Origin of the sequence: Fibrella musci (genome assembly GCF_041321105.1) — a bacterium.
In the GTDB taxonomy this organism is placed as follows: domain Bacteria; phylum Bacteroidota; class Bacteroidia; order Cytophagales; family Spirosomataceae; genus Fibrella; species Fibrella musci.
The window spans coordinates 409968-433888 of sequence record NZ_JBGGWD010000002.1; the positions used below are offsets into that span (position 1 = coordinate 409968).

Consider the following 23921-nt stretch of genomic DNA (forward strand, 5'->3'; position numbering starts at 1 on the left):
TTTTGTTAGCCGCAAGCTGATCAGCAACACCGATTAGCGACCTAACAATCTGATAAACAACCATCTACTAAGGTATGCTCACTGAAACCTCTGTTGAACCGCTCCTGGAAGAAGATAAAAGCCGGTTTGTGCTCTTTCCGATCAAGCACAACGACATCTGGCAGATGTATAAGAAGCACGAGGCTTCATTCTGGACAGCTGAAGAGATCGATCTGGGACAGGACCTGAAAGACTGGAATAGCCTTAGCGATGGCGAGCGCCACTTCATTTCGCACGTGCTGGCGTTCTTCGCGGCGTCTGACGGCATTGTCAATGAAAACCTCGCCGTAAACTTCCTGTCGGAGGTGCAGTATGCCGAGGCAAAATGCTTCTACGGTTTCCAGATCATGATGGAGAACATCCACTCGGAAACCTATTCGCTGCTGATCGACACGTATATCAAAGATCCAGTCGAGAAAGACCGGATGCTCAATGCCATCGATACCATTCCCTGCGTGCAGAAGAAAGCCGACTGGGCGCTGCGCTGGATCAGCAACGGCAGCTTTGCCGAGCGACTCATTGCCTTTGCGGCGGTCGAAGGGATTTTCTTCTCGGGCTCGTTCTGCTCCATTTTCTGGCTCAAGAAGCGGGGGCTCATGCCGGGCCTGACGTTCTCGAATGAGCTGATCTCACGCGATGAAGGGCTACACCGCGATTTTGCCTGCCTGCTCTACACGGATCACATCCGCAACAAAATGGACCCGCAGGCGATCTACGACATCATCCGTAATGCCGTCGAGATCGAACAGGAGTTTGTGAGCGATGCGCTGCCCGTGTCGCTGATCGGAATGAACGCCGACCTGATGAAGCAGTACATCGAATTTGTAGCCGACCACTTGCTGGTATCGCTGGGCCTGAATTCGATCTACAACGTCTCGAATCCGTTCGATTTCATGGATATGATTTCGCTGCAAGGCAAAACCAACTTCTTCGAGAAGCGGGTTGGCGAGTATCAGAAAGCGGGCGTTATGGCCTCAACGAAGGAAAACGAAGGCGCGAAATTTTCGCTGGAAGAAGACTTTTAAGCGTTCTTCAAAGAAAAGTAAAGCCAGAAAAGGGGCCAACGATCGATTCTCGTTGCGCCCCTTTTTCGTTTAAATCAATGAGGATCAGTATTTCCCTGCTTTATAATACATAGTAGTGATCGACGAGGATGTACACGGCGTTTAGCAACAGGAAAATCACGAACGGGAGCATCGCAGCCTGAACATAGCGACCGTAGCGTCGGCTGAAGGCCGTACGGTTGGCCGCTACCAGCCCAATCAGCATAGCGAAAGGCGTAAAATAGCGACCCTGTATGCCGCGCAGGAAGAAGGTAGGGGTGTAATTCAGAAACGTATCGGTACAGATGGCGATGCAAATGGCTGCACTAATGATAACGGCAATGCCAATCAACAACACCCTGTGCCAGCGTCTCCTGAACAGGCGACCGTCGACGGTGAAGGCCGTTATGGCAATCATCAGGATCGTGACTACGTACAGATACGATGGAAGCGAGGCGCAGCTCCAGCCCAGATGCCCCACAAACCCATCCATGTAGGTACGTCCGTATTTACCACCCGTGGCGGCCAGCATTCGGCCAATGTTCAGGGGGTCGGCCAGAAGAAAGTTAAGCTGTGGATAAGACGTTGGTCCCATGACACCCGTTACGGCTACCGTCTTTTCGGGCGAAAACAGCGGCGTCAGGAAATTGTTGTACGAGAGCAGCAGGGTAGCAATGCACACAACCACCGTCAGCGCGAACGTCAGGATGTAAATTCGTCGCGACCGAAACTTCGACGGGCTGATGAGAAAATGGAGCCCAACCAGCGGAAAATAGACCAGCTTAGCGGCCGTTAGCAGCGCCCCAACCCCGCTTACTACCAGAAATTCGTTGCTCCGTACATACGACGCTTTATGCGCCAGATGCACGTAATACGCAATCAGCAGGAAACTCAGTGACAGCGTAATGCAATCGGCCGACAGCGACCCCGCCTGAAAGATGGTCATAGGCAACAGCGCAATGAAAACCAGCAGATGCTTGGCAACGGGCAGTTTACGGATAGCCAGGTACGTTACGAGCAGCCAGAATAACAGCGCACAAAAACGGGCAGCGTAGAGCGTCACGACTGCGTTGACCTGCAACAACCGCAACGGGATAATCAGGATGAGCTGAGGCAGGTAACTGATAAACGGATAGGCGGCCGTGTCGACGTACCTGACTCGTGCATTGGGCCGTAACTCATCGTCCATCAACGACAACGTATGGCTGATCGTTGTTTTCGAGTCGGGGTCAACGTGTAGGTATTGCGTCTCTTGGATAGCGTTGACCAGACTGACGGGCAACTGATCGCTCGACGGAATCCAGCCCAGCGCATGCAGAACGTCTTCCGAAATTTGGTAAGCCCGCACAAAATGGCGCGACTCGTCGGCGACTTGAAACGGCGGCGTTGTGGCCAGAAATAAGACGCCAAAGAAAAAGCCAATGAGTAGAAACGACGTTTCAAGCGACCACCGCTGCGACTTGGGGACCTCTTTCTCAACTATTACCTCAATACTGGGCCTCGATTTGATTGCTACCATCTGAACTACCGAATTCTACTGTAAACAAATTACTCACTATTGGTAACGTCTTGTGCGGCTTTTTGCTTTTGTTCTCACAGAATAGCCAGCTAGACAACAATAATGAGTCAAGTTCAGCGAAAAGGGTTGGGCGGTAGCCTGATTTTGTTAGACAACGGTTCGTCTACACCTAAGGCTGTACACTTAGAACGAGCGAACAGGGTACTTAGTCTTCGCCCCCCAGTACTTCCCAGATCAGACTCATTTCGAAGCCTTTACTGAGCGCGTAGCGGGCCAGTTTTTGTTTTATCACCAACGGATTATCGTCGTGGATGGTACGGCGTTTTTTATCCAATAAATCGGCGAGTCGCGCCCGGTAATCGGCGGGTTTGATGTCGGCCAGCGCCGTTTCCAGGTTGCGCCCCGTAATACCGCGCTGCTTCAGATGCTGGGCAATTTTCCGCTTCCCCCACCCCTTCACCCGAAATTTCCCACCGGCAAAACTGGTCGCAAACCGCTCCTCGCTCAGGTAGCCCTGCGTAATCAGCTCCGCAATGATCTCTTCGGCATCGTCGCCGTAAATATCCCAGGCATCGAGCCGTTTGCGGACCTCCTGCTGGGTACGTTCCTGATAGGCGCAAAACGAGGCCGCCTTCCGCAAGGCATCTTTGAGGTATTCGGTCATATGGAAAAAACACCGACGGGTTGGGTGGGGTTCGGGTGAAGCTTCGGGCTACGTCACTATTTTTGTTGAATCAAACGTACCTGACCGAACAAGACCAACCGATGAACCACAATCTTAAACTGAAAAAACCCTTAGCCGTTTTCGACCTCGAAACAACGGGCGTCAATACGGCCAAAGACCGGATTGTGGAATTATGTGTTGCTAAAGCGTTGCCGTCGGGCGAGTTGGTCGTGAAAACGTACCGCGTCAATCCGGGCGTCCCGATTCCGCTCGAAACCAGCCTGATCCACGGTATTTACGACGAAGATGTCAAGGATGCGCCGTCGTTCAAGAGTATTGCCCGGACACTGGCGCAGTTTCTGGAAGGCTGCGATCTGGCGGGTTTCAACTCCAATCGGTTCGATATTCCGCTGCTGGTAGAAGAATTCCTGCGCGCCAACGTCGACTTCGACATGAAGAACCGCCGCATGGTGGATGTGCAACGCATTTATCACCTGATGGAACCCCGCAACCTCAGCGCTGCTTACCGGCATTTCTGCGGCAAAGAACTGGTGGGCGCACACGGTGCCGAAGCGGATACACTGGCCACGTTTGAGGTGCTGGATACGATTGTGCAGAAACATGCTGGCCAAACCATCCGCGACGAAGGCCGCAAGCGCGACTTTGTGATCGACAACGACGTGGAGGCGCTCGACGCCATTGGCCGCAATAACAACGTGGATCTGGCAGGCCGGATGGTATTCAACGAAAAGGGCGAAGAAGTCATCAATTTTGGCAAACACGCCGGTAAGCCGGTACTCGACGTCCTGAAAAACGAACCCTCTTTTTACGACTGGGTGCAGAAGGGCGAGTTTTCGCTCGATACCAAGCGCCGCCTGACCGAAATCCGCCTTCGCATGTTCACCGGCGCTTTGAACGGAACGCATTCGCGGGGCGCTTCGCGGGAAAAATAGATTTTATCCTACCTTTGCCCGCAACTTTCCCTTCAACAGGCTCCTATGCAACCTATCGCTACGGCTACCATTCCGGAAGTTATCCAACAAATACCGCTCAATTATTACCTCATTTTTAGCACGGCTCTTTTTGTCATCGGCATCATCGGCGTTCTGACGCGCCGCAACGCCATCGTCATTTTTATGTCGATCGAACTGATGCTCAACGCCGTAAACACGCTGCTGATCGCCTTCTCGTCGTATCGCTCAGATCCAACCGGGCAGGTATTCGTCTTTTTCATTATGGCCGTTGCTGCCGCCGAGGTATCGGTCGGGCTGGCAATCATTGTCATGATCTACCGAAACATCCGCACCATCGACGTGGGGATGTTGAATAAATTGAAATGGTAATTGTAGAGACGCAAGGCATTGCGTCTTACCGCCGGATGGTCCTCTACGCAAAAAATTGCTGACGCTCGTGAGACGCAATCCCTTGCGTCTATACAACGTACCGCCGAAAATTTATGTCTCCTGATCTACTCTGTTTACTCATTCCGTTGTTGCCGTTGATCGGCTTTGTCATTAATGGGTTGGGCTTTCGTAAGGTGCCCAACGGGCTGGTAGGACCGTTGGCGCTGGCTGGGCCGGTAGCGGCGTTTCTGTGCGTCTGTCTGCTGTGGAGTGCGTTTGGCGCTGGCAACGAAGCGACCATCAAAACCACCCTCTTCGACTGGATCAGCGTCGGGTCGATGCCCATCAATTTTTCGTTTCAGGTCGATCAGCTCACGCTGCTGATGTTGACCATCGTGACGGGCATCGGGTCGCTCATTCACCTGTATAGCATTGGCTACATGCACCACGATGAGGGCTATGGCAAGTTCATGGCCTTCCTCAACCTGTTTTTGTTCTTCATGCTCCTGCTGGTGCTTGGGTCCAATTTCGTGGTGATGTTTATCGGCTGGGAAGGCGTAGGGTTATGTTCATACCTGCTCATCGGTTTCTGGAACACCAATACCAGCTACAACAACGCGGCCCGCAAAGCCTTCGTGATGAACCGGATTGGCGACTTAGGTTTCCTGCTGGGCATCTTCACGATCATCGGTACGTTTGGCTCGGTTGAGTTTACCGACGTATTTGAGCAGGTGGTTGGCATGGATGTCAACGACCCCGTCGTCGTGACGATTACCTTGCTCTTGTTTGTCGGGGCTATGGGTAAATCGGCGCAGATTCCGCTGTTTACGTGGCTTCCCGACGCCATGGCAGGCCCCACGCCTGTATCGGCGCTGATCCACGCCGCTACGATGGTGACAGCTGGCATTTACATGGTGGTGCGGTCCAACGTACTGTTCAGCCTGGCTCCTATCACCCTCGACATCATCGGCGGCATTGCTATCGCCACGGCGCTGTTGGCGGCATCGATCGGCCTGCTGCAAAACGACATCAAGAAAGTCCTGGCCTACTCGACGGTATCGCAGTTGGGCTATATGTTCCTGGGGCTGGCCGCAACGGCTTACACGGCGGGCATGTTCCACGTTATCACCCACGCGTTCTTCAAAGCCCTGCTGTTCCTTGGTGCGGGTAGCGTCATCCACGCGATGAGCAACGAGCAGGACATCCGTAATATGGGTGGCCTACGGAAAGCACTGCCCATTACGTTCTGGACATTCCTGATCGGTACCATTGCCATTGCGGGTATCCCGCCCTTTGCCGGTTTCTTCTCGAAAGATGAAATCCTGGCGCATGTGTTTGAACATAGCAAAGTATTGTGGGCGCTGGGTCTGCTGGGTTCAGCCATGACCTCGTTTTACATGTTCCGGTTGTTGTTCCTGACGTTCTTCGGCGAGTTCCGGGGCACGGCTGAGCAGAAACATCACCTGCACGAATCGCCGCTGAGCATGACGCTGCCCCTGATGGTGCTGGCCGTGCTATCGGCGATTGGTGGATTTATGAACGTACCTGAAGTGCTCGGAGGCACTTCGCGGCTGGCGGAGTTTATGTCGCCGCTGTTCGATCAGGCCCGGCAAGCCAACCCGACGTTGTTTGAAGCGAATGCCCTCGACCACAGCACTGAGTTGATGCTGATGAGCATTTCGGCAGGTGTGGCGCTCGTGTCGGCCGCTGTAGCCTACGTCATGTACGTACGCAACGCCGCCGTGCCGCAGCCCGATTCACAGGAGCGTTCGCTGCCGCAGCAGGTTGTCTATGGCAAATACTACATCGACGAGTTTTACGAAAGCCTGATTGTGCGTCCTGTACGCGCATTGGGCGACGCTTTCTATAGCCTTGGCGAATTTGCCATCGATGCCGTTGTGGGCGGTGTGGCCTGGATTGTGCGCAGTACATCGGGGCAACTCCGGCGCGTGCAAAACGGGTCTATTGCTCTTTATGTGTTGCTGATGGTTGTCAGCATTACCCTGCTCTTTGGTCTGCGTTTCTTTAACGTTCCGTTCTTCCACGGTAAATAACCGCCGCTGCTACCATGCTTACTTTATCACTGATTCTTTTTCCTCTTGTAGCGGCGATAGCCACTCTGTTCACGTCCCGCGACACGGCACGTCTGGCGGCCCTGGTGGGCGGGCTGGGTACGTTGGGGATCGCTGTCGTGGCCTTCCTTCAGTTTCAGACCAACGCCACCTTTCAGTTTGGCTTTGACTACGCCTGGTTTTTCAACGCGGCAGATGGCAAGAGTGGCATCCGGTTTAGCGGAGCCATCGACGGGATTAGCTTGCTACCCGTTGTACTGACGGCCCTCGTGACGCCGCTCATTATCCTCTCAACGTTTAAGCAGACCTACGAGCGCACTAACTCCTTCTACGCGCTGATTCTGTTTATGCAGGCGGCCCTGATGGGCGTATTTGTGGCGCGCGACGGCTTCCTGTTTTACTTCTTCTTTGAAGCCGCGCTCATTCCGATCTATTTCCTGGCGGCACTCTGGGGTGGCGAAAACCGCGTGAAAGTCACGTTCAAGTTTTTCGTTTACACCATCTTCGGTAGCCTGCTCATGCTGGTGGCGCTGGTGTATCTCTACATGGCTACGCCGCTGGTCAACGGGGTACATTCGTCGGCCATCGCCGATTTCTATCAACTGACACTCACTCCCGCGCAGCAAGGCTGGATCTTCTGGGCGTTCTTCATTGCTTTCGCCATCAAAATGCCGGTGTTTCCATTCCACACCTGGCAGCCCGACACCTACGTTGAATCGCCCACGCCCGCCACAATGCTGCTGGCCGGTATTATGCTGAAAATGGGTGTGTATGGCCTTATCCGGCTGTTGCTTCCCATCGTTCCGGCGGGGGTAGATACGTGGGGCAAAACCGCCATTATTCTCTCGGTCATCGGGATTGTGTACGGCGCTATCATCGCCATTCGTCAGCGCGACATGAAGCGCCTGATCGCTTACTCGTCCTTCTCGCACGTAGGCTTGATGGCGGCGGGCGTATTCTCCCGCTCGGAGATGGGCCTTCAGGGGGCGCTGCTGCAGATGCTGGCCCACGGTATCAATGTGGTAGGCCTGTTTTTCATTGCAGAACTGATTCTGCAACGTACCGGCACCCGTCAGCTCGATCAGTTGGGTGGTATTACACGTACCACGCCCCGCCTCACGGTCTACTTCATGATCATTCTGCTGGGAAGCGTGGCCTTGCCACTGACCAACGGTTTTGTGGGCGAATTTCTGCTGCTGGCCGGGGTTTATGCCTACAATCATTACATCGGACTTGTTGCTGGCCTGACTATCATCTTCGGGGCAGTCTACATGCTGCGGATGTACCAGAAAAGTATGTTTGGCCAACCTTCGGCACGTACCCAATCGGTGGAAGACCTTAGCGGTACTGAAAGCTATGTGCTGGCAGTCCTTTGCTTCTTTGTATTCTGGATGGGTCTTTATCCAGCCTCCTTCCAGAAACTCACGACCCCTGCCGTGACAAACCTCTTACAATACATAAAGTAGTTTTTAGTTTAAGGTTTTCAGTTTTCAGTTGCGCTGATGCAGGTATTCGAAGTCGCAACGCAACTGAAAACGTCTAAACTGTAAACGGTAAACTCGTTTTCCAATGCTCCCCATCGTTGTACTTTCCGTTTCAGGTATTGCCCTTCTGTTTTTGGGCTTTATGAAATCGCGGGCTCTCTTAATCCCGGCGACGCTGGCCTTTTTAGTGCTGGCTGCGGTCACTAACTTCTACGATTGGAACAAGACCTACAACTATTTCAACGGTATGCTGGTCATCAACAATCTGGCGATGATCTTCACCGGCATCATCCTGCTGTCGGCGTTTATGGTGGTGGCCCTGTCGGGAAGCCTTATCGACGATGAAGATGCCCAACCGGCCGAATACTTCGCCATTCTGCTGTTTTCGCTGGTTGGCGCGATTATGATGACCGGCTTTGAAAACCTCATCATGCTGTTCGTAGGCATCGAGATTCTGTCGGTTGCCATGTACATCCTGACGGGGAGCGACAAACGAAACCTGCGGTCGAATGAAGCCGCGCTCAAGTACTTCCTCATGGGTGCCTTTGCAACGGGCATTCTGCTCTTTGGCATGGCGCTGCTTTACGGAGCAACCGGTACGTTCACCATTACCGGCATTGGCGCCACGGCAAGTACCATCCTTAAAAATCAGGCGTCGCCGTTGTTGCTCTACACGGGCATGTTCATGCTGCTGATCGGGATGCTGTTCAAGGTATCAGCCGCTCCGTTCCACTTCTGGACGCCCGATGTGTATGACGGCGCTCCTACCCTGTTTACGGCTTTCATGTCGACCGTAGTGAAAACAGCGGGTTTTGCGGCCTTGCTGCGCGTCTTGCTGGTTAGCTTTAGCGCCAGCGAGGTTTACGCTTACTGGGTGCAGGCGCTCATGATCGTAACGGTACTCACCTTACTGATCGGCAACGTTACGGCCGTCTACCAGAGCAGCTTTAAACGCATGATGGCTTATTCGAGCATCTCGCACGCGGGTTACCTGCTCATTGGGCTGGTGGGTTTGTCGAAACAGTCGAACGGAGCCATCGCCTTTTACTCACTGGCTTACTCGCTGGCTACCATCTCGGCCTTCGGTATTTTGTTGCTGGTAGCGAAAAACCGGCCGCTGAATGCTGCCAACGTTGGCGATCAGTCGACTCTGGCTCCTGCCGGTGAAAACTACGACGCATTCAACGGGCTGGCCCGCCAGAATCCGCTTCTGGGTTTTGTGATGGCTGTATCGATGCTCTCGCTGGCGGGTATTCCGCTGACGGCGGGCTTCTGGGGTAAATTTATGGTCTTCTCAACGGCCGCAAGCCGGGGCGCGACCTGGCTGCTGGTCGTAGCCGTGCTAATGTCGGCGGTGGGTATCTACTATTACTTCCGGGTGGTCATTGCCATGTATTTCCGCGAAGGACAGGTTGGCACCATCCGCGTGGCGCCGTTTTACCGCATCATTCTGATCGCGGCCACCGTATTGACGATTGTGTTGGGCATTATGCCGGGGCTCTTTCAGCGGCTTATTTAACTATTTTCCGCTATAGCCGTTTACTCAGAGAACGTCTCCCCGATACAGGGTTGAACTGCTTTGGGCGTACCTTTGCGGCACTTTAGACTAGCTCAACCACTTTTTTTGTGACCACTGTCGAAACAAGTACTGTGCAGACCGAAAAATACAAAGCGCAGCGGGAATTTCTCTCGTTCTTCCTGACGGCTCTGCTGGGTGCTTCCATCAACTTCTTTAGTCAGGTATTTTATCGGGATTATTTCAGCTTCAACACGAGCGTGCTGTTGGGTTACCTAACCGCGACTGTGCTTACCTTCATTCCGACTAAACTATACGCTTTTTCAGCGAAAAACTCCGGTAACTCCAGCCGCGAGATGATCAAGTTCCTGGTTATCGCCGCCGTGGCCTGGGTCGTTCAGGTCGGCGTTGCGGCTGCTACCCTTAAATGGATCGCCAATCCGTTTCTTACCGATCAACTGACTGAGTTCTGGCGCGAGAAGTTCTCGCACGTAGTCGGGATGGGGTTCAGCTTTCTGGCTAATTTCTTTGGCCACAAGCTGCTTACCTTCCGTAGCACGGGTATGTATGACCGGATTCGGTCACGTACGAATCGTCAGAATGAAGATGTATACTAAAAAGTCTGTTTATACGTCATAACAAGCATGTTTAGCCGATAACTCCTTATAGCAGATCTTTTCTATAGAATATTAACACTGTACTTTTCCAAGACAAACATCAGCTGAGCAAAGAATTTGGCCTGTTAGTTTGCACATTATCAAGGCGATACTTAGTTTTGTTGTGGAAACTTTAAAGCCACCAAAAACAATATCATGAAAAAAGTTATCGCCCTCCTCTTTGTAGGTAGCACGTTGGCGTTCGCAGCTTGCGAAAGCAAACCCAAAACGGAAGAAACAACGGTTGATTCAACTGCCGCAACGCTGGATTCATCTGCTACTGTAGTTGATTCTGCTGCCACTGCCACTGTTGACTCAGCTGCTGCTTCTATGTCAGCCGTTGCTCCTGCCGACAGCGCGAAATAAGACATTGCCTTTTGGCAAAATGAAAAGCTCCACCTCTGTGGGGCTTTTTTGGTTTTAGGCGGTTGTAAATTTGTAGTACCATGACCGCACGCCAGATTCTTCAGACGTATTGGGGCTATTCGGCCTTCCGCCCGTTGCAGGAAGACATCGTTGAAGCCCTGCTCAGCGGTCTGGATGCGCTTGTGTTAATGCCAACCGGCGGCGGTAAATCGATCTGTTTTCAGGTACCGGCGCTGGCCATGCCCGGCGTTTGCATTGTCGTTACGCCACTCATCGCCCTCATGAAAGATCAGGTCTTTCAGTTGCGGCGGCGGGGCATTCCGGCGGCCGCGATCCATTCCGGGATGCATTACCGCGAGATCGACACGGTGCTCGATAACTGCATCTACGGCAACGTCAAGTTCCTGTATGTGTCGCCCGAGCGGCTTCGAACCGAGATCATGATCGAGCGAGCCAAGCAGATGACCATCTGCCTGCTGGCTGTCGACGAGGCCCACTGTATTGCCGCCTGGGGTCACGATTTCCGCCCGCCCTACCTCCAGATTGCGGAGTTCCGCGCCCTGCTTCCCCTTAGTTCAGGACGCAACGTACCCACAGTAGCCTTGACGGCTTCGGCCACACCCGATGTGCAACGCGAGATCGTGGAAAAACTGGATTTTCGTACGGGCTTCCAGACATTCCGGCAAAGTTTCGCGCGGGCCAATCTGTCGTATTCGGCAATGCTGGAAGAGGGTAAAGAAGCGCGGCTGCTGAAAGTGCTGACCAACGTACCTGGCTCGGCCATCGTGTATATCCGGAGCCGCCGACAAACGCAGCAATTGGCCGAGTGGCTCATGAGGCAAGGCGTCAGCGCCGACTTTTACCATGCCGGCCTTAGCACCCCCGAACGGTCGCAGAAGCAGGACGACTGGATTAACAACAAGATTCGGGTGATGGTGGCAACCAACGCCTTCGGCATGGGCATCGACAAGCCCGATGTGCGCGTGGTGGTGCATCTGGAGCCGCCCGATACCCTCGAAGCCTACTACCAAGAAGCGGGCCGGGCGGGGCGCGATAGGCAAAAAGCCTATGCTGTCCTACTCTATACCGAAGCCGACTGCGAAAAAGTGATTCGGCAAACCGAGCAGCAGTACCCGCCTGTTGACCTGATCCGACGTACCTACCAGGCCCTGGCGAACTACACCGCTGTGCCGGTTGGGAGCGGCGAGTTTTCGGCGTTCGACTTTGATCTGGCCCAGTTTACCAAAACCTTCAACCTACCGCCTAACGATACCCATTATGCACTCAAGCAGCTTCAACTGGCGGGTTATATCGACCTGAGCGAAGCCTATTTCCGCCCAAGTCGGGTGGTGCTGAACCTCGATCATCGCGCGCTCTACGAATTTCAGGTAATGAACCCGCGCTTCGACCCCTTCATCAAATTACTAATGCGGCTCTACGGCGGCGAACTCTTCACCGATTTTGTCCCGATTTCGGAGGGGAATTTGTCCCGAGCCTATCTGGTCTCGGAGAACGACGTGATTCAATTGCTCGACCAATTGGCGGAGCGGGAGGTGTTGCTGTACGAAAAGCAGAAAGACAAGCCTCAACTGACATTCCTGACACCCCGGCACGATGCCCGCACGCTGCCTTTCGACGTGCAGGGGCTCGAACAACGTCGGCAACATGCCTTGCAAAAAGCCGAGGCGGCTGTCGATTACGCTCGCCATCCGACCCAGTGCCGGACACGTCTATTGCAAAGCTATTTCGGCGAACAAACCGACGCAGCCTGCGGTATCTGCGACAACTGCCTCAAGGCCAAGCGCCGTCCCGAAGCCAATCAGGCGGTGCGCGAGCAATTGCGCCAATACATCGCGCTGGCCCGCGAACAAGGTGTTTCGCCCCGGCAAATTGCCCATTATTTCAGCCATACGCCCGAGCAGGCACTCGACGAGACCCTGCGCCTGATGCTGGCCGAAGACGAACTGCGCTACAACGCCGTCGGCAATATCACCCTGAATCGGTAACAGCCGGAGACAGTAGACTTCTGGCCGGTAGAACCCTGAAAAACAGCGAGCCGGACATGTATACGTATCCGGCTCGCTGTTTTGTCAGAACGTACCTCACCAGACGCGCGCCTGAGCCGTTTCTGGTTTATACAGTTTCTCGCCGGGCTTCACGTTGAAAGCCTGGTAAAACGGCTCAAAATTGGCCAGCGGTCCGTTCACTCGGAATTTCGCCGGCGAGTGGGGGTCTGTGGTCACCCTGGCACGTTCGGTTTCGTCACGTACCTTGATTCGCCAGACCTGAGCAAACCCCAGAAAGAAGCGTTGGTCGGGGGTAAAACCGTCGATTTTATCGGTGCTTTGCCCCTGCTTTGTTAGCTTGAATGCCTGATAGGCTAGGTTAATCCCACCCAGATCGGCCAGGTTTTCGCCCAGCGTCAGGCGCCCATTCAGGTGCAGGTTGTCGAGCACAGTGTAGCCGTTGTACTGCTTAACGACCACCTCCGCTTTCGCCTTGAATCGCTCGGCGTCCTGCTTGGTCCACCAGTCGCGCAGGTTACCGCTGGCGTCGTACTGACGGCCCTGATCGTCGAACAGGTGCGTCATTTCGTGCCCGATCACCATCCCAATACCGCCGTAGTTGATCGCATCGTCGGCATCTTTATCGAAGAACGGAAACTGAAGAATACCCGCCGGGAAAACAACCTCGTTGTTGGTCGGATTGGCATAGGCGTTGACCGTGGGGGGCGTCATGCCCCATTCCATCCGGTCGACCGGCTGGTTGATTTTGGCAAAGTCCTCGCGGTACCGATGCTGATTGGCGCGTTGCACGTTCCCGTAATAATCGTCACGGCTAACCTTGATGTCGGAATAGTCTTTCCACTTGTCGGGGTAGCCAATTTTCTTCAGAAACTTGTCCAGCTTGACTAGCGCCACTTTTTTAGTTTCGGGCGCCATCCAGTCCAGCTTTTCGATACGTTCCCGATACACCTTTTGTAGGTTGTCGACCAGCGTCAACATACGTTCTTTCGCCTCCGCCGGAAAGTATTTTTTGACCCACAATTGCCCCAGCGCTTCGCCCATCGCCCCATCAATGCGCCGACCGATGCTTTTCCAGCGTTCGGGCATCTGAGGTTGGCCATAGAGCGTTTTGTTATTGAAGTCAAAGTGTGCCTGCTCAAATGGTTTGCTGAGCAGCGTAGCGTTCCGGTCCAGACAGTCGAACGTAAGCAGATCTTTCAACAGGCCAATGGGCATTGTGGGCAACTGCTTATCCAGCGCCTGATAATAACCCGGTTGCCCCATCAATACGGTATCTACCTTGGTCAGGCTCATGCCGTCGAGCAGGGAGCGCCAGTTCAACGTGGGCATGCGCTTGGTCAGGTCAGCGACGGCAAACTTATTGTAGTTGGCAACGGGGTCGCGCAGGTCGGTTGGGGATTTGTGCGATTTTGCCAGGTTTGTCTCGAATGCCAGGATGGCCTGCCCTTTGCTTTTCGCCTGCACCGAGTCGACGCCCGTCAGCGTGAACAGCTTAGCCACGTAGTCCACAAACGCAGCCCGGATCTTCTTGGTGGCCTCGTCAGTACGGGTGTAGTAGTCTTTCTCGGGCAACGAGAGGCCCGCCTGCATGAAGTTGATCCGGTTGATGCTGCTCTGCCGGTCATCGGCTCCGACATAGAAGCCGATGAACTTTCCGCCCCGGTTGGCATCGTCATTGGCCAGGTACGTCAGGACCTGCTTGTAATCGGTCAGCGCATTGATTTTCGCCAGTTCCGCCTTCACAGGGTCGTAACCGCGTTTGTCAATAGCGGCTGTATCCATACCGCTGGCATAAAAATCGCCTACCTGCTGCTCAATGCTGCCAGCGGCCGCGTTGGCTTTTGCCGCTTCTTCCAGGATGGACTTCGTTTTTCGCTCGTTTTCTTCATAGAGCTGGTAGAAAGAGCCCCAGCCGGTCTGGTCACCAGGAATCTGGGTTTTCTTAACCCAATTTCCGTTGGCGTAGGTGAAGAAATCGTTACCGGGTGCCACGGTCGTATCCATGCCCGACTTGTCAAAAAAGGACGTGCGGGCGGGGGTTTCGTCGTTGTCTTTTTGCCGACAAGCTATAACCGCCATGAGCCAGGCGGCGCTGATAAGCGTTTGTTTGAGGGTAATCATCGGAAAGGGAGTTTTATGAAGGAATCAGGTTTACCGCAGAAATGTACGCATCATCTGTCCTGTCTGCTGCGGGTGCCCTATAAAGACGTTGCACTAGCCCAACTGGACGACGTACCCAGCAGCCGACGATCACGAACGTTTATGGGTTGAAGGAACTTGGCAACGTTCCTTACCCCTATCAGCAGAGGGTTGCCACGACCACGCCAGATCAACGCTAATTAGCGAACCGGCCGTCTGGTCAGCTTCGAGCATGCCTATTTACGTTGTTTCAGCAGCCAGTTGTACAGCTTTTTCTCTTCGTACAGATATTCGATGCCATGCCCTTGACCAGCCAGCCGGGTAAACGTAACCCTGCCCTTGCACGCCTTCAGGCGCCGGATTAGCCGCTCGGTTTCGTCGATCGGAATCACGTCGTCGGTCGTGCCATGAAATGCCCATACAGGTACGTTGCGGATGCGGCAAATCTGCGTTGAATCGTCGCAACCGCCGCACAGGGGCACAATGGCAGCAAACCGATCGGGGTAGGCTACGGCCGTTTGCCAGGCGCCATAGCCCCCCATACTGATGCCCGTCAGGTAAATTCGTTTGGGGTCGATTCGGTAACGGGTCGTCAGTTCGGTGTAAAGCGAATCGAACCAGTTTTCGGTCGACCAGTATTTTCCATCAGGGCATTGCGGGGCGGCCATAATGAACGGCAAGGACCGCCCTTCTGCCACTTCTTTCGGCGGGCCATAGGCTTTCAACTGGTTCAGATCATGCCCACGCTGCGAGCCACCGTGCAGGTAAATGAGCAGTGGGTACGTTGCCTTGCTGTTGGCGTATTCCTCGGGCAGATAGAGCATGTAATCGTATCGAACCTTCGGTTTGACTAACTGACCAGTTGCCGGTACCGAAATCAGTACGGCCAATAAACATATAGGTAAATAGATGATAAACAGACGCATAGATGGTAATTTTAACGACACCGTTCCGACACTGCCTCATGCACGCCTCATCACTCGACAAACCCATCGGCTACTGGATCAAAAAAGCCGACGATGTGCTCACCAGCCATATCGATGCCGTTCAGCAACAGTTTGGACTGACCCGGCTGAGCTGGCAGTTACTACATACGATCTGTACACGCCCCCCGCTTTCGGTCCGGATACTGGCCGAGTTAGTCTCGCCGTTTGCCCCCGTTTCGGATGTTCAACAGGTGCTCGCCGCCCTAACGAATCAGGGGTTACTGACCTGGGACGAACACATCGACAGTGTTCCGGTTTGCACACCGTCGGGCGTGGAACTGCACAGTCGTTGTTTCGCCCAGCAGACCCAGATCCGGCAGCAGGCGATGGAAGACATCACGAATGAACAATACGCTTTGACGGTGCAAACCCTTCAGGCCATTGTGCACAATCTGGAACAGCTCAGCGAAACCACGCCTAATTCGTCAGAATAGCTAGCCAGGTCGTAATGCCTTCGACGTAATTGCCCAACCGGAGATTCTCGTTGGGCGCATGCTGATTGTTATCGAGGTTCACCATCGGTACGTGTATAGCCGGGATAGCCAGCGTACGAATAAATGGCACGATGGGTACCGAGCCGCCCGTCATGCGAATCTTCACAGGTTCGCGGTCAAACGCCCGCACCATTGCCCGTGTGAGCCAGACATCGGCGGGAATGCCAATTTCGGTGCGGAAGGGTAACATCTCACCACCCGCCTGCATTGAGATCAGCTTGGGATACTGGGTACGTTCGGCCTCCGTTGGGGCACGGTCGAGAATATGATAGCCTTTGTTTTCAATATATTGGCGTAACAAAGACAGGAGCCGCGCGGGGTCTGATTCGGGCACCAGCCGCAGGTCAAGCTCGGCTACGGCCCGGTCGGGAATTACCGTACCCGACTGATTACCCACATACGCACTCTGTAGCCCGCGAATGTTCAGCGACGGGTATTGGAGCGCCTCCTGGTAGTTACGCCCAACCCGGTCGGTGCTGGCAATGCCCAGCGTTTTGGCAATCTGGGCGGGGTCATCGGGTACGTTGGCGAGCAGTTTCGCGGCTTTGTCGTCGATGTTGATACCATCGTAGTAACCCGGAATCGTAACGCGGCCGTCGTCGTCCTTCATGCTCGCCAGGAGTTGCGCCATGCGCAGGGCCGGGTTGGGGGCGTAATTGCCGTAGTGCCCGCTATGCTGTGGCCCGCGGGGGCCATAGGTCGTCAGCGTTACGGTGGTAATACCCCGGCAGCCGTAGATCAGCGTAGGCAGGTTCGACAGGTGTCGCCCGCCATCCATGACCAGCAACACGTCGGCCTGAAGTTTATCTTTGTTGGCCTGAACCGTTTGGGCCAGATAAGGCGAACTGATCTCTTCCTCGCTGTCCAAAATCACTTTCAGGTTGTAGCGTTGGGGTATTTTCTCACGTTCCATCGCCGTCAGTGCCGCCAGCAACATCGCAATTGGTCCTTTATCGTCCGACGACGACCGCCCGAAAATCCGCCAGTCGGGGTTATAGTCGGTTTGCAGTTTGGCCCAGTCGAGCGAAGTCCAGCTGCCATCGGGGGCTTTTTGCTTCAAAACCGGTTGGTACGGGTCAGGCTGCTGCCATTGGCTCGCCACCACGGGTTGCCCGTCGAAATGCATGTACAGCAACAGTGTTTTGGGACTACTTCCAGGCAACGTACCTGCTTTCGGATCGGCCATTTTTTCGGCCAGCACCAGCGGGTTCGACGGCGTTTTGAGCGTCGACACCCGAAAACCCCGCTGCTCGAACGCCCGTTGGAGCCAGTCGATGTTGGGCTGCATCTGCCCGGCAATATGCGCGTCGTTGGGTATACGGAGCAAGGCTTCCAGATCCGCATACGACGCCTTCACGTGCCGTTGGGTGATGGCGCTTAGCTGCGCAGTGGTGGGTGACTGGGCGAAGGATGATACCGTGATAAAACAAGCGAACAGGAGTGCTGTGTGTTTCATGTGGGAAGCTACGAAGGAAACCGTTCGCCCGTATCTGGCCCGTCAGGTACGTTTCTGAATCGCTAAGTCAGGAATAAATCGTAATTCACACATCGTATTCGATCGCCAATACGTTAATCAGTTCATGACACGCCTTTCGTTCCTGCTGCTCGCTTTAATCTATCTCTTTATTGCCGCCTGTGGCTCCTCAAAGGAGTCGGCTGACTACGTACCCAAGCCCAAAGGTTACCCGCGTATCGATTTGCCAACGGCCAGGTACGTCGCCCTTGAGCCGGGTCATCCGTATCAGTTCCAGGTCAACCAGATTGCCCGCGTGTTACCCGATACGTTCAAACGTGCCGAACCCCACTGGATTTTCGTGTATTACCCCACGCTGAAAGCTACCGTTCAGCTCACCTACAAGCCCGTCAACAACGACATCGAACGGCTTCGTAATCTGCTGGGCGATGCCTACAAACTGACGGCCAAGCACAACGTGAAAGCGTATTCGATTCAGCAGCAAAAGGTGAAATTAAAAAATGGCATTGCGGCCAGCCTGATCAGCCTCGAAGGCGAAGTACCTACCCAATTCCAGTTCGTTACGACTGACAGTACCCGCCATTTTCTGCGAGGCGCGCTTTACTTCGATACGGCCATCGCCAACGATTCGCTCGCCCCCGTGATCGACTATGTCCGCGCTGATATGATGCAGATGCTGAATACGCTGGTGTGGAAGAAGGAATAACGCCGAATGCCGTGTGGAAATAGGTCGGTCACCGCATCTGCTTTAGACGCGCATTGTGCACACAACCAGCCCTTTCCATGAAACGACTTTTCCTTCTCTTTCTGAGTCTGTTCACCTTCTTGAGTGCGGCAGCGCAACAACAACCTACGCCAGTACCCACCTATCGCGTCGCGGGGCGTTGCCATGATTATTATACGGCCCTTGGCCTAAAGGCCAGCATCTACGCCGTTGTCGATGGCAAACGGCAGAAGTTGGGGGAATGTAATGAGGCGGGCAAGTTTGAGCCCAAGACCGGAACCTTCAGTGTCCCCGTCCCAACTCGTACTACCGAACTGATTTTGGAAATGCCCGGCTATCGAACCGTCACCCTAAAGGTCAATTTTGCCGACGACAAACCAACCGACAGTCCTTTCGCGCTATACTATCTAGGCGACATGACGCCAGTCGATTCGTTGCCAAAGCCCGATCATATCCAGCAAAAACATGGTCAATTTCTAAACTGCCACATTATTCTGCCTGATAGTTTGCACACAGATTTGCTTACTTACAAACTCACCAACTTGGAAACCGGCAGAGGTGCGTGGGTTGGCACATCAACACAGTGGCACAAACGCTTTATTGACCTTCCGGTGACCGCCGAACCCGGCGAATACATGGCGACTCTAACTGACAAGGAGGGTCGTTTGCTGTCAGTCGAAACGGTACTGGTTAAGCCCGGCATCACGTTCAAAACAGTCCGTGCCCAAGCGTCTGCTGGAGTGGCCCAAAATCCTTTACAACGTACCCAATCGCCAACCGCTGTATCCGACAGCGTCGCCACGCCACAAAGCCCTGTCAGCAACGTACCCAGCATCACCGCGCCCAGCACCACAACGCTGTATTTCGACCAGAGCAGCTACGCGCTACGTACCCAAACGCTACCCACACTCGACTCCCTCGCCGACGTGCTCATCAGTAAGCCTTTGCAGGCTACCCTTACCGGCTATACCGATAATGTTGGCGCCCGAACGCCCAACGTTACCCTGTCGGAGTACCGCACCCGCACGGTCGCCACATACCTGACAGGGCGCGGCGTGCCAGCGAGTCAGCTTGTTACGTACTGGAAAGGCCCCGATTCCGCAGCCACGCCCGATGCCCCGGAAGCCATTAAAGCCGGGAGTCGCCGCGTCGAGGTACGTGTAGCGCCCCAGTAGAGCCCGCAAGGGGTTGCACGATTCGCTGCCGGACCGTGCAACCCCTTGCGGCTCATGCCCGTCAGCAATAGGCTCTGCCTCCTAAGCTGTTTGGTGTATTATTAGCTGACGCCCGAGGAGACGCAACGGATTGCGTCTCTACAAGACGGAAACCTTTGCTTTTCAGCTTAATAACCGCTACATTTGCACTCCCGTTTTCGGGCGGGGAATACTTTGCTTCGTGCAATCGTCTGTTAATCAATAAATACCGCTCACAAATCCAGTGGATACGTTAAGCTACAAAACTGTTTCGGCCAACAAAGGGACCGCAAACAAGGAGTGGATCGTCGTTGACGCAAAGGATGCCATTGTAGGTCGTCTGGCTAGCCAGATTGCGGCCCGCATCCGTGGCAAACACAAGCCCAACTTCACCCCCCACGCTGATTGCGGTGACAATGTCATCGTGATCAACGCCGAGAAAATCCGGTTTACGGGCCGGAAAATGACCGAGAAAGTGTATGTGCGGCACACGGGTTACCCCGGTGGCCAGCGTTTCGCGACGCCCCGCATCATGCTCGAAAAAACGCCTGAGCGCGTTCTCGAACACGCCATCCGTGGCATGTTGCCCAAAAACCGTCTGGGCCGCCGTTTATTCACCAATCTGTACGTGTACACGGGTGAGACTCACCCCCACGCGGCGCAGCAACCGAAAGAAATCAAATTCTAACCAATGGAGCGTATTAACACCATCGGTCGCCGGAAAACCGCTGTTGCCCGCATTTACATGCAGCCAGGTAACGGAACCATCACGGTTAACGGAAAAGAACTGAACGCGTACTTCCCGACCGAAGTACTGCAAATCATCACCCGCCAGCCGTTCGCCACGGTGAAAGCCGACACAACCTACGACGTGAAAGTAAACGTTCGGGGTGGTGGCGTAACGGGTCAGGCTGAAGCCACGCGCATGGCCATCTCACGCGCACTGGTTGAAGCCAATGCGGAAAACCGCCCGGCCCTCAAGAAAGAAGGCTTCCTGACGCGGGATTCACGCATGGTTGAACGGAAAAAGCCGGGCCGGAAAAAAGCCCGTCGTCGCTTCCAGTTCAGCAAGCGTTAATAATGAATGTATAATGTACAGTGAAGACTGTATAATGGGTTTGTTGGCGTTAGCTACGCCGATTTAAAAAACATTGTTCATTCTACATTTTTCATTATTCATTCCCTTTCGTCCAGACCCCGCTTAGATGATGCCGATGTGGGGTGCTGCGTACATCAATTTTTCATTCACATTTTTCAGTACTGGAAATGGCACAAGTTGAATATAAAGACCTACTCGACGCGGGTGTGCACTTTGGCCACCTTACGCGCAAGTGGGACCCCCGGATGGCTCCGTACATCTTCATGGAGAAGAACGGCATCCACATTATTGACCTCAACAAGACCCTTGCGTCGCTGGAGGAAGCACAGAATGCCATTAAAGGCATCGTGCGCTCAGGCCGTAAGGTGATGTTTGTGGCGACGAAGAAGCAGGCACAGGAAATCGTGTCGGAAGAAGCACGTCGGCTGAAAATGCCTTACGTGACCGACCGTTGGCTAGGTGGTATGCTGACCAACTTCGCTACGATCCGCAAGTCGCTGAAGAAACTGCAAACGCTGGAGAAGACGCTCAAAGACGAGGCTCTCGTTAAGAACATCGCCAAGCGGGAGCGGCTGACGCTGACGCGCGAAAAAGAAAAATTAGAGCGGGTTTTGGGTGGTATTGTTGACCTGACTCGTCTGCCGGCGGCTATGTTCGTCGTTGACGTGAAGCGTGAAAACATCGCCGTTCTGGAAGCCAACCGTTTGGGCATCCCCGTGTTTGCCATGTGCGACACGAACTCAAACCCGAACCTCGTTGATTTCCCCATCCCAGCCAACGATGACGCCTACAAGTCGATCTCGTTGATTACGCTGGCCGTTGGGAAAGCCATCGAAGAGGGTCTGATGGAGCGCAAGCAGGACAAAGACAGCCAGGCGGCACAAGAAGAGGAAGATGCCAAGCGTCAGGAAGATACCCGCGCTGCTGCTGCTGAAGGCGCTGATGCCCCCGCAGCTGTAGCCGTAGAGGAAGCGCCTGAAGCCGAAGCGACCCCTCTCGACGCGACTCCAGAAGGCAACACCGATTAGTATTAATTAACAGACACAGACGATTGACCGGATAGCCCGTAGCCCCAACACGGCTATGGGCTATTTTTTATTCAGTTAAATAGTCCTCAGTCTTCTGTTCTCAGTTGCATGACAAAGCACAGGTATGTTACCTAGCGAAGCAACTGAGAACAGAAGACTGAGGACTGAAAACTCAAACTACAAATGGCGATCACCGCAGCAGACGTAAACAAACTCCGGCAGGAAACAGGTGCCGGTATGATGGATTGCAAAAAAGCCCTCACTGAGGCAAATGGCGATTTCGAAGAAGCCAAAGCGATCCTTCGCAAGCAGGGTCAGAAAATTGCCGACAAGCGGGCTGATAACGCCACGGCCGAAGGTATTGTGCTGGCCCATGTGAGCGAAGATGGGGCCGTAGGTCGCCTTATAGCGCTGGCCTGCGAAACCGAACCCGTTTCGAAAGTAGCCGACTTCCAGAATCTGGCTATGGCCACGATGAGCAATGCTGTAGCTACGCAAGCCAACAACAAAGAGGCCCTGCTGAGCACGACGCAGGCAGACGGCCGCACGCTGCAAGACCACATCACCGACCTGATGGGTAAAATCGGCGAGAAAATCGACATCACAGCTTACGAAGTGGTAACGGCTGAGAAAGTAGTTTCATACATCCACTCAAATGGTAAGCTGGGCGTACTGGTAGGCCTGACCAACACCAGCGGCACCGACGTAACGGAAGTGGGTAAAGACGTGGCCATGCAGATTGCCGCAATGAAGCCGATCGCCCTGGACAAAGACGGTGTAGACACCTCGGTAGTGGAGCGTGAGATCGAAATCGGCAAAGATCAGGCTCGGAATGAAGGCAAGCCGGAAGCCATGCTTGAGAAGATTGCGCTGGGTCGCCTGAATAAGTTCTACAAAGAGAATACCCTGCTGAACCAGGAGTTCGTTAAAGACGGTTCATTGACGATTGCTCAACTGCTCGATAAAACCAGCAAAGGCCTGACTGTTTCGGCTTTCAAGCGAGTATCAATTGGTTAAGTAGTTATTCACGCACGGGCCAGTCAGTAACATTTTTTGCAAAAATCGCTGTTATTGTCCCGTTGAGTAGTCTAAAAGGGAGTAACCGTAAAAGCCTGACCTGATGGTCGGGCTTTTTTTTGTTGTTTTGTGTTACTTTCCTTGACTTAACAGGTCTTACCGTAACTTAAAAATGAAACATTTATCCGACGAGGAGTTGGTGCGTCTCTACATTGAGACACAGCGCGATACTTATTTTGAAGCGCTCTATACCCGCCACTGCGATAAGGTTTTTCGTAAATGCTTATCCTTTACGAAGAACAAAGCCAAAGCAGAAGACTTTACGCACGATATCTTTTTGCGCATCGTCACGAAGCTGAGCAGTTTCCGGGAGCAGGCCAAGTTTTCGACCTGGCTATACTCAGTAACATACAATCATTGTATGGATCAGATGCGTAGCCCGCGACAACGCGAGGTATACGCTGAGGACATGTATGAAACGCTGGGTACGTATGCCGACGACAACGATGCCGACCTGGTTGAGATGGAAGCGCAACGGTTGAACCGGGCGTTGACTTACCTGACCCCTGACGAACGCGGCCTTTTGCTGATGAAGTATCAGGAAGACATTAGCATCCGCGATATCGCTGATACGCAGAAGATCACCGAAAGTGCGGTGAAGATGCGCCTGATGCGCGCCAAAGAGAAGCTGCGTCGTCGCTATCTGGAGACTATGATCTTCTGGTTACTGGTTGCGATCAAAGCGCTGGCTACCTGGAAATAAACGCTTAGGGCTATACGCCATGGAACATCCTTTCAAACAGATTGAGTCGACAGAGACTTGCCCGCCTGAGTTACGCCAAGCCATCGTTGCCGAAATCGACCTTATTCGCAACGCACTCAAGGTGGTTGAGCTCTACACCGGTGATCTATTTGCGACGATCAACGGCTTGTTAGCGACGTCATCAGACAACCTGAAATAAGGTTTTCATCGTACTCTAGTTAATCAGGTAGGGCCGTCCCGTCATCTGCCTGCATTGTTCCTTCTTTGTTCCCTCC

The 23921-nt window shown here is 53.8% G+C and carries 23 protein-coding genes; 18 read left to right on the forward strand and 5 right to left on the reverse strand.

Going from position 1 to position 23921, the window contains the following annotated elements:
• Window positions 1-74: 74 nt before the first annotated feature.
• Window positions 75-1064 carry a ribonucleoside-diphosphate reductase small subunit gene (locus ACAW74_RS07410; RefSeq protein ID WP_370697555.1) on the forward strand — a complete coding sequence of 330 codons (990 nt, stop codon included), beginning with the start codon at window positions 75-77 and terminating at the stop codon, window positions 1062-1064.
• Window positions 1065-1164: 100 nt separating this feature from the next.
• Here the strand turns inward: ACAW74_RS07410 and ACAW74_RS07415 are convergent, their stop codons facing one another.
• Together ACAW74_RS07415 and ACAW74_RS07420 are read right to left on the reverse strand one after the other, a co-directional pair.
• A complete protein-coding gene (locus tag ACAW74_RS07415) occupies window positions 1165-2601 on the reverse strand; it encodes a DUF2142 domain-containing protein (protein ID WP_370697556.1) in 1437 nt (478 codons plus the stop codon).
• Between the two features lie 205 nt (window positions 2602-2806).
• Entirely contained in the window at window positions 2807-3265 is a 459-nt protein-coding gene (locus ACAW74_RS07420) for a regulatory protein RecX (protein ID WP_370697557.1), read from the reverse strand.
• A 101-nt stretch (window positions 3266-3366) separates the two neighbouring features.
• On the opposite strand from ACAW74_RS07420, the gene ACAW74_RS07425 reads away from it, so the two are divergent.
• The 8 genes from ACAW74_RS07425 to ACAW74_RS07460 all read left to right on the forward strand — a co-directional run bounded on the left by ACAW74_RS07425 (window position 3367) and on the right by ACAW74_RS07460 (window position 12708).
• A complete protein-coding gene (locus ACAW74_RS07425; RefSeq protein WP_370697558.1) occupies window positions 3367-4218 on the forward strand; it encodes a 3'-5' exonuclease in 852 nt (283 codons plus the stop codon).
• 45 nt (window positions 4219-4263) lie between these two features.
• Window positions 4264-4608 carry an NADH-quinone oxidoreductase subunit NuoK gene (gene nuoK, locus ACAW74_RS07430; protein ID WP_370697559.1) on the forward strand — a complete coding sequence of 115 codons (345 nt, stop codon included), beginning with the start codon at window positions 4264-4266 and terminating at the stop codon, window positions 4606-4608.
• Window positions 4609-4721: 113 nt separating this feature from the next.
• Window positions 4722-6662: an NADH-quinone oxidoreductase subunit L gene (gene nuoL / locus ACAW74_RS07435; RefSeq protein ID WP_370697560.1), complete on the forward strand. Its 1941-nt coding sequence runs from the start codon at window positions 4722-4724 to the stop codon at window positions 6660-6662.
• A 14-nt stretch (window positions 6663-6676) separates the two neighbouring features.
• Window positions 6677-8146, forward strand: coding sequence for a complex I subunit 4 family protein (locus tag ACAW74_RS07440; protein ID WP_370697561.1), 1470 nt, complete (start codon window positions 6677-6679; stop codon window positions 8144-8146).
• A 103-nt stretch (window positions 8147-8249) separates the two neighbouring features.
• Entirely contained in the window at window positions 8250-9683 is a 1434-nt protein-coding gene (locus ACAW74_RS07445; protein ID WP_370697562.1) for an NADH-quinone oxidoreductase subunit N, read from the forward strand.
• 107 nt (window positions 9684-9790) lie between these two features.
• A complete protein-coding gene (locus ACAW74_RS07450) occupies window positions 9791-10297 on the forward strand; it encodes a GtrA family protein (protein ID WP_370697563.1) in 507 nt (168 codons plus the stop codon).
• A gap of 195 nt (window positions 10298-10492) precedes the next feature.
• Entirely contained in the window at window positions 10493-10702 is a 210-nt protein-coding gene (locus tag ACAW74_RS07455) for a PG1828 family lipoprotein (protein WP_041257556.1), read from the forward strand.
• An 80-nt stretch (window positions 10703-10782) separates the two neighbouring features.
• On the forward strand, window positions 10783-12708 hold the full coding sequence (locus tag ACAW74_RS07460) for a RecQ family ATP-dependent DNA helicase (protein ID WP_370697564.1): 1926 nt from the start codon (window positions 10783-10785) through the stop codon (window positions 12706-12708).
• 96 nt (window positions 12709-12804) lie between these two features.
• On the opposite strand, the gene ACAW74_RS07465 is transcribed toward ACAW74_RS07460, so the two are convergent.
• A complete protein-coding gene (locus ACAW74_RS07465; protein ID WP_370697565.1) occupies window positions 12805-14850 on the reverse strand; it encodes a M13 family metallopeptidase in 2046 nt (681 codons plus the stop codon).
• A 254-nt stretch (window positions 14851-15104) separates the two neighbouring features.
• A complete protein-coding gene (locus ACAW74_RS07470) occupies window positions 15105-15692 on the reverse strand; it encodes a carboxylesterase family protein (RefSeq protein ID WP_370697566.1) in 588 nt (195 codons plus the stop codon).
• 140 nt (window positions 15693-15832) lie between these two features.
• Between ACAW74_RS07470 and ACAW74_RS07475 the strand changes: the two genes are divergently transcribed.
• Window positions 15833-16288: a MarR family winged helix-turn-helix transcriptional regulator gene (locus tag ACAW74_RS07475; RefSeq protein WP_370697567.1), complete on the forward strand. Its 456-nt coding sequence runs from the start codon at window positions 15833-15835 to the stop codon at window positions 16286-16288.
• Here the strand turns inward: ACAW74_RS07475 and ACAW74_RS07480 are convergent.
• Window positions 16272-17804 (reverse strand): M20/M25/M40 family metallo-hydrolase, encoded by a 1533-nt coding sequence (locus ACAW74_RS07480; RefSeq protein ID WP_370697568.1) that lies wholly within the window; start codon window positions 17802-17804, stop codon window positions 16272-16274. The genes ACAW74_RS07475 and ACAW74_RS07480 overlap by 17 nt on opposite strands.
• A gap of 124 nt (window positions 17805-17928) precedes the next feature.
• Between ACAW74_RS07480 and gldD the strand changes: the two genes are divergently transcribed.
• The 8 genes from gldD (at window position 17929) to ACAW74_RS07520 (ending at window position 23845) form a co-directional block, all read left to right on the forward strand.
• A complete protein-coding gene (gene gldD, locus ACAW74_RS07485) occupies window positions 17929-18528 on the forward strand; it encodes a gliding motility lipoprotein GldD (RefSeq protein ID WP_370697569.1) in 600 nt (199 codons plus the stop codon).
• Between the two features lie 77 nt (window positions 18529-18605).
• Window positions 18606-19721, forward strand: coding sequence for an OmpA family protein (locus ACAW74_RS07490; RefSeq protein ID WP_370697570.1), 1116 nt, complete (start codon window positions 18606-18608; stop codon window positions 19719-19721).
• Between the two features lie 262 nt (window positions 19722-19983).
• Window positions 19984-20427, forward strand: a complete 444-nt coding sequence (gene rplM / locus ACAW74_RS07495) for a 50S ribosomal protein L13 (RefSeq protein ID WP_015330034.1) — start codon at window positions 19984-19986, stop codon at window positions 20425-20427.
• Between the two features lie 3 nt (window positions 20428-20430).
• Entirely contained in the window at window positions 20431-20817 is a 387-nt protein-coding gene (gene rpsI / locus ACAW74_RS07500; RefSeq protein ID WP_085411339.1) for a 30S ribosomal protein S9, read from the forward strand.
• A 188-nt stretch (window positions 20818-21005) separates the two neighbouring features.
• Complete coding sequence (gene rpsB / locus ACAW74_RS07505; protein ID WP_370697571.1) at window positions 21006-21866, forward strand: 30S ribosomal protein S2; 861 nt, start codon at window positions 21006-21008, stop codon at window positions 21864-21866.
• Window positions 21867-22049: 183 nt separating this feature from the next.
• Window positions 22050-22883 carry a translation elongation factor Ts gene (gene tsf / locus ACAW74_RS07510; protein WP_370697572.1) on the forward strand — a complete coding sequence of 278 codons (834 nt, stop codon included), beginning with the start codon at window positions 22050-22052 and terminating at the stop codon, window positions 22881-22883.
• A 172-nt stretch (window positions 22884-23055) separates the two neighbouring features.
• Entirely contained in the window at window positions 23056-23646 is a 591-nt protein-coding gene (locus ACAW74_RS07515) for an RNA polymerase sigma factor (RefSeq protein ID WP_370697573.1), read from the forward strand.
• A 19-nt stretch (window positions 23647-23665) separates the two neighbouring features.
• Window positions 23666-23845 (forward strand): hypothetical protein, encoded by a 180-nt coding sequence (locus tag ACAW74_RS07520; protein ID WP_370697574.1) that lies wholly within the window; start codon window positions 23666-23668, stop codon window positions 23843-23845.
• Window positions 23846-23921 lie beyond the last annotated feature (76 nt).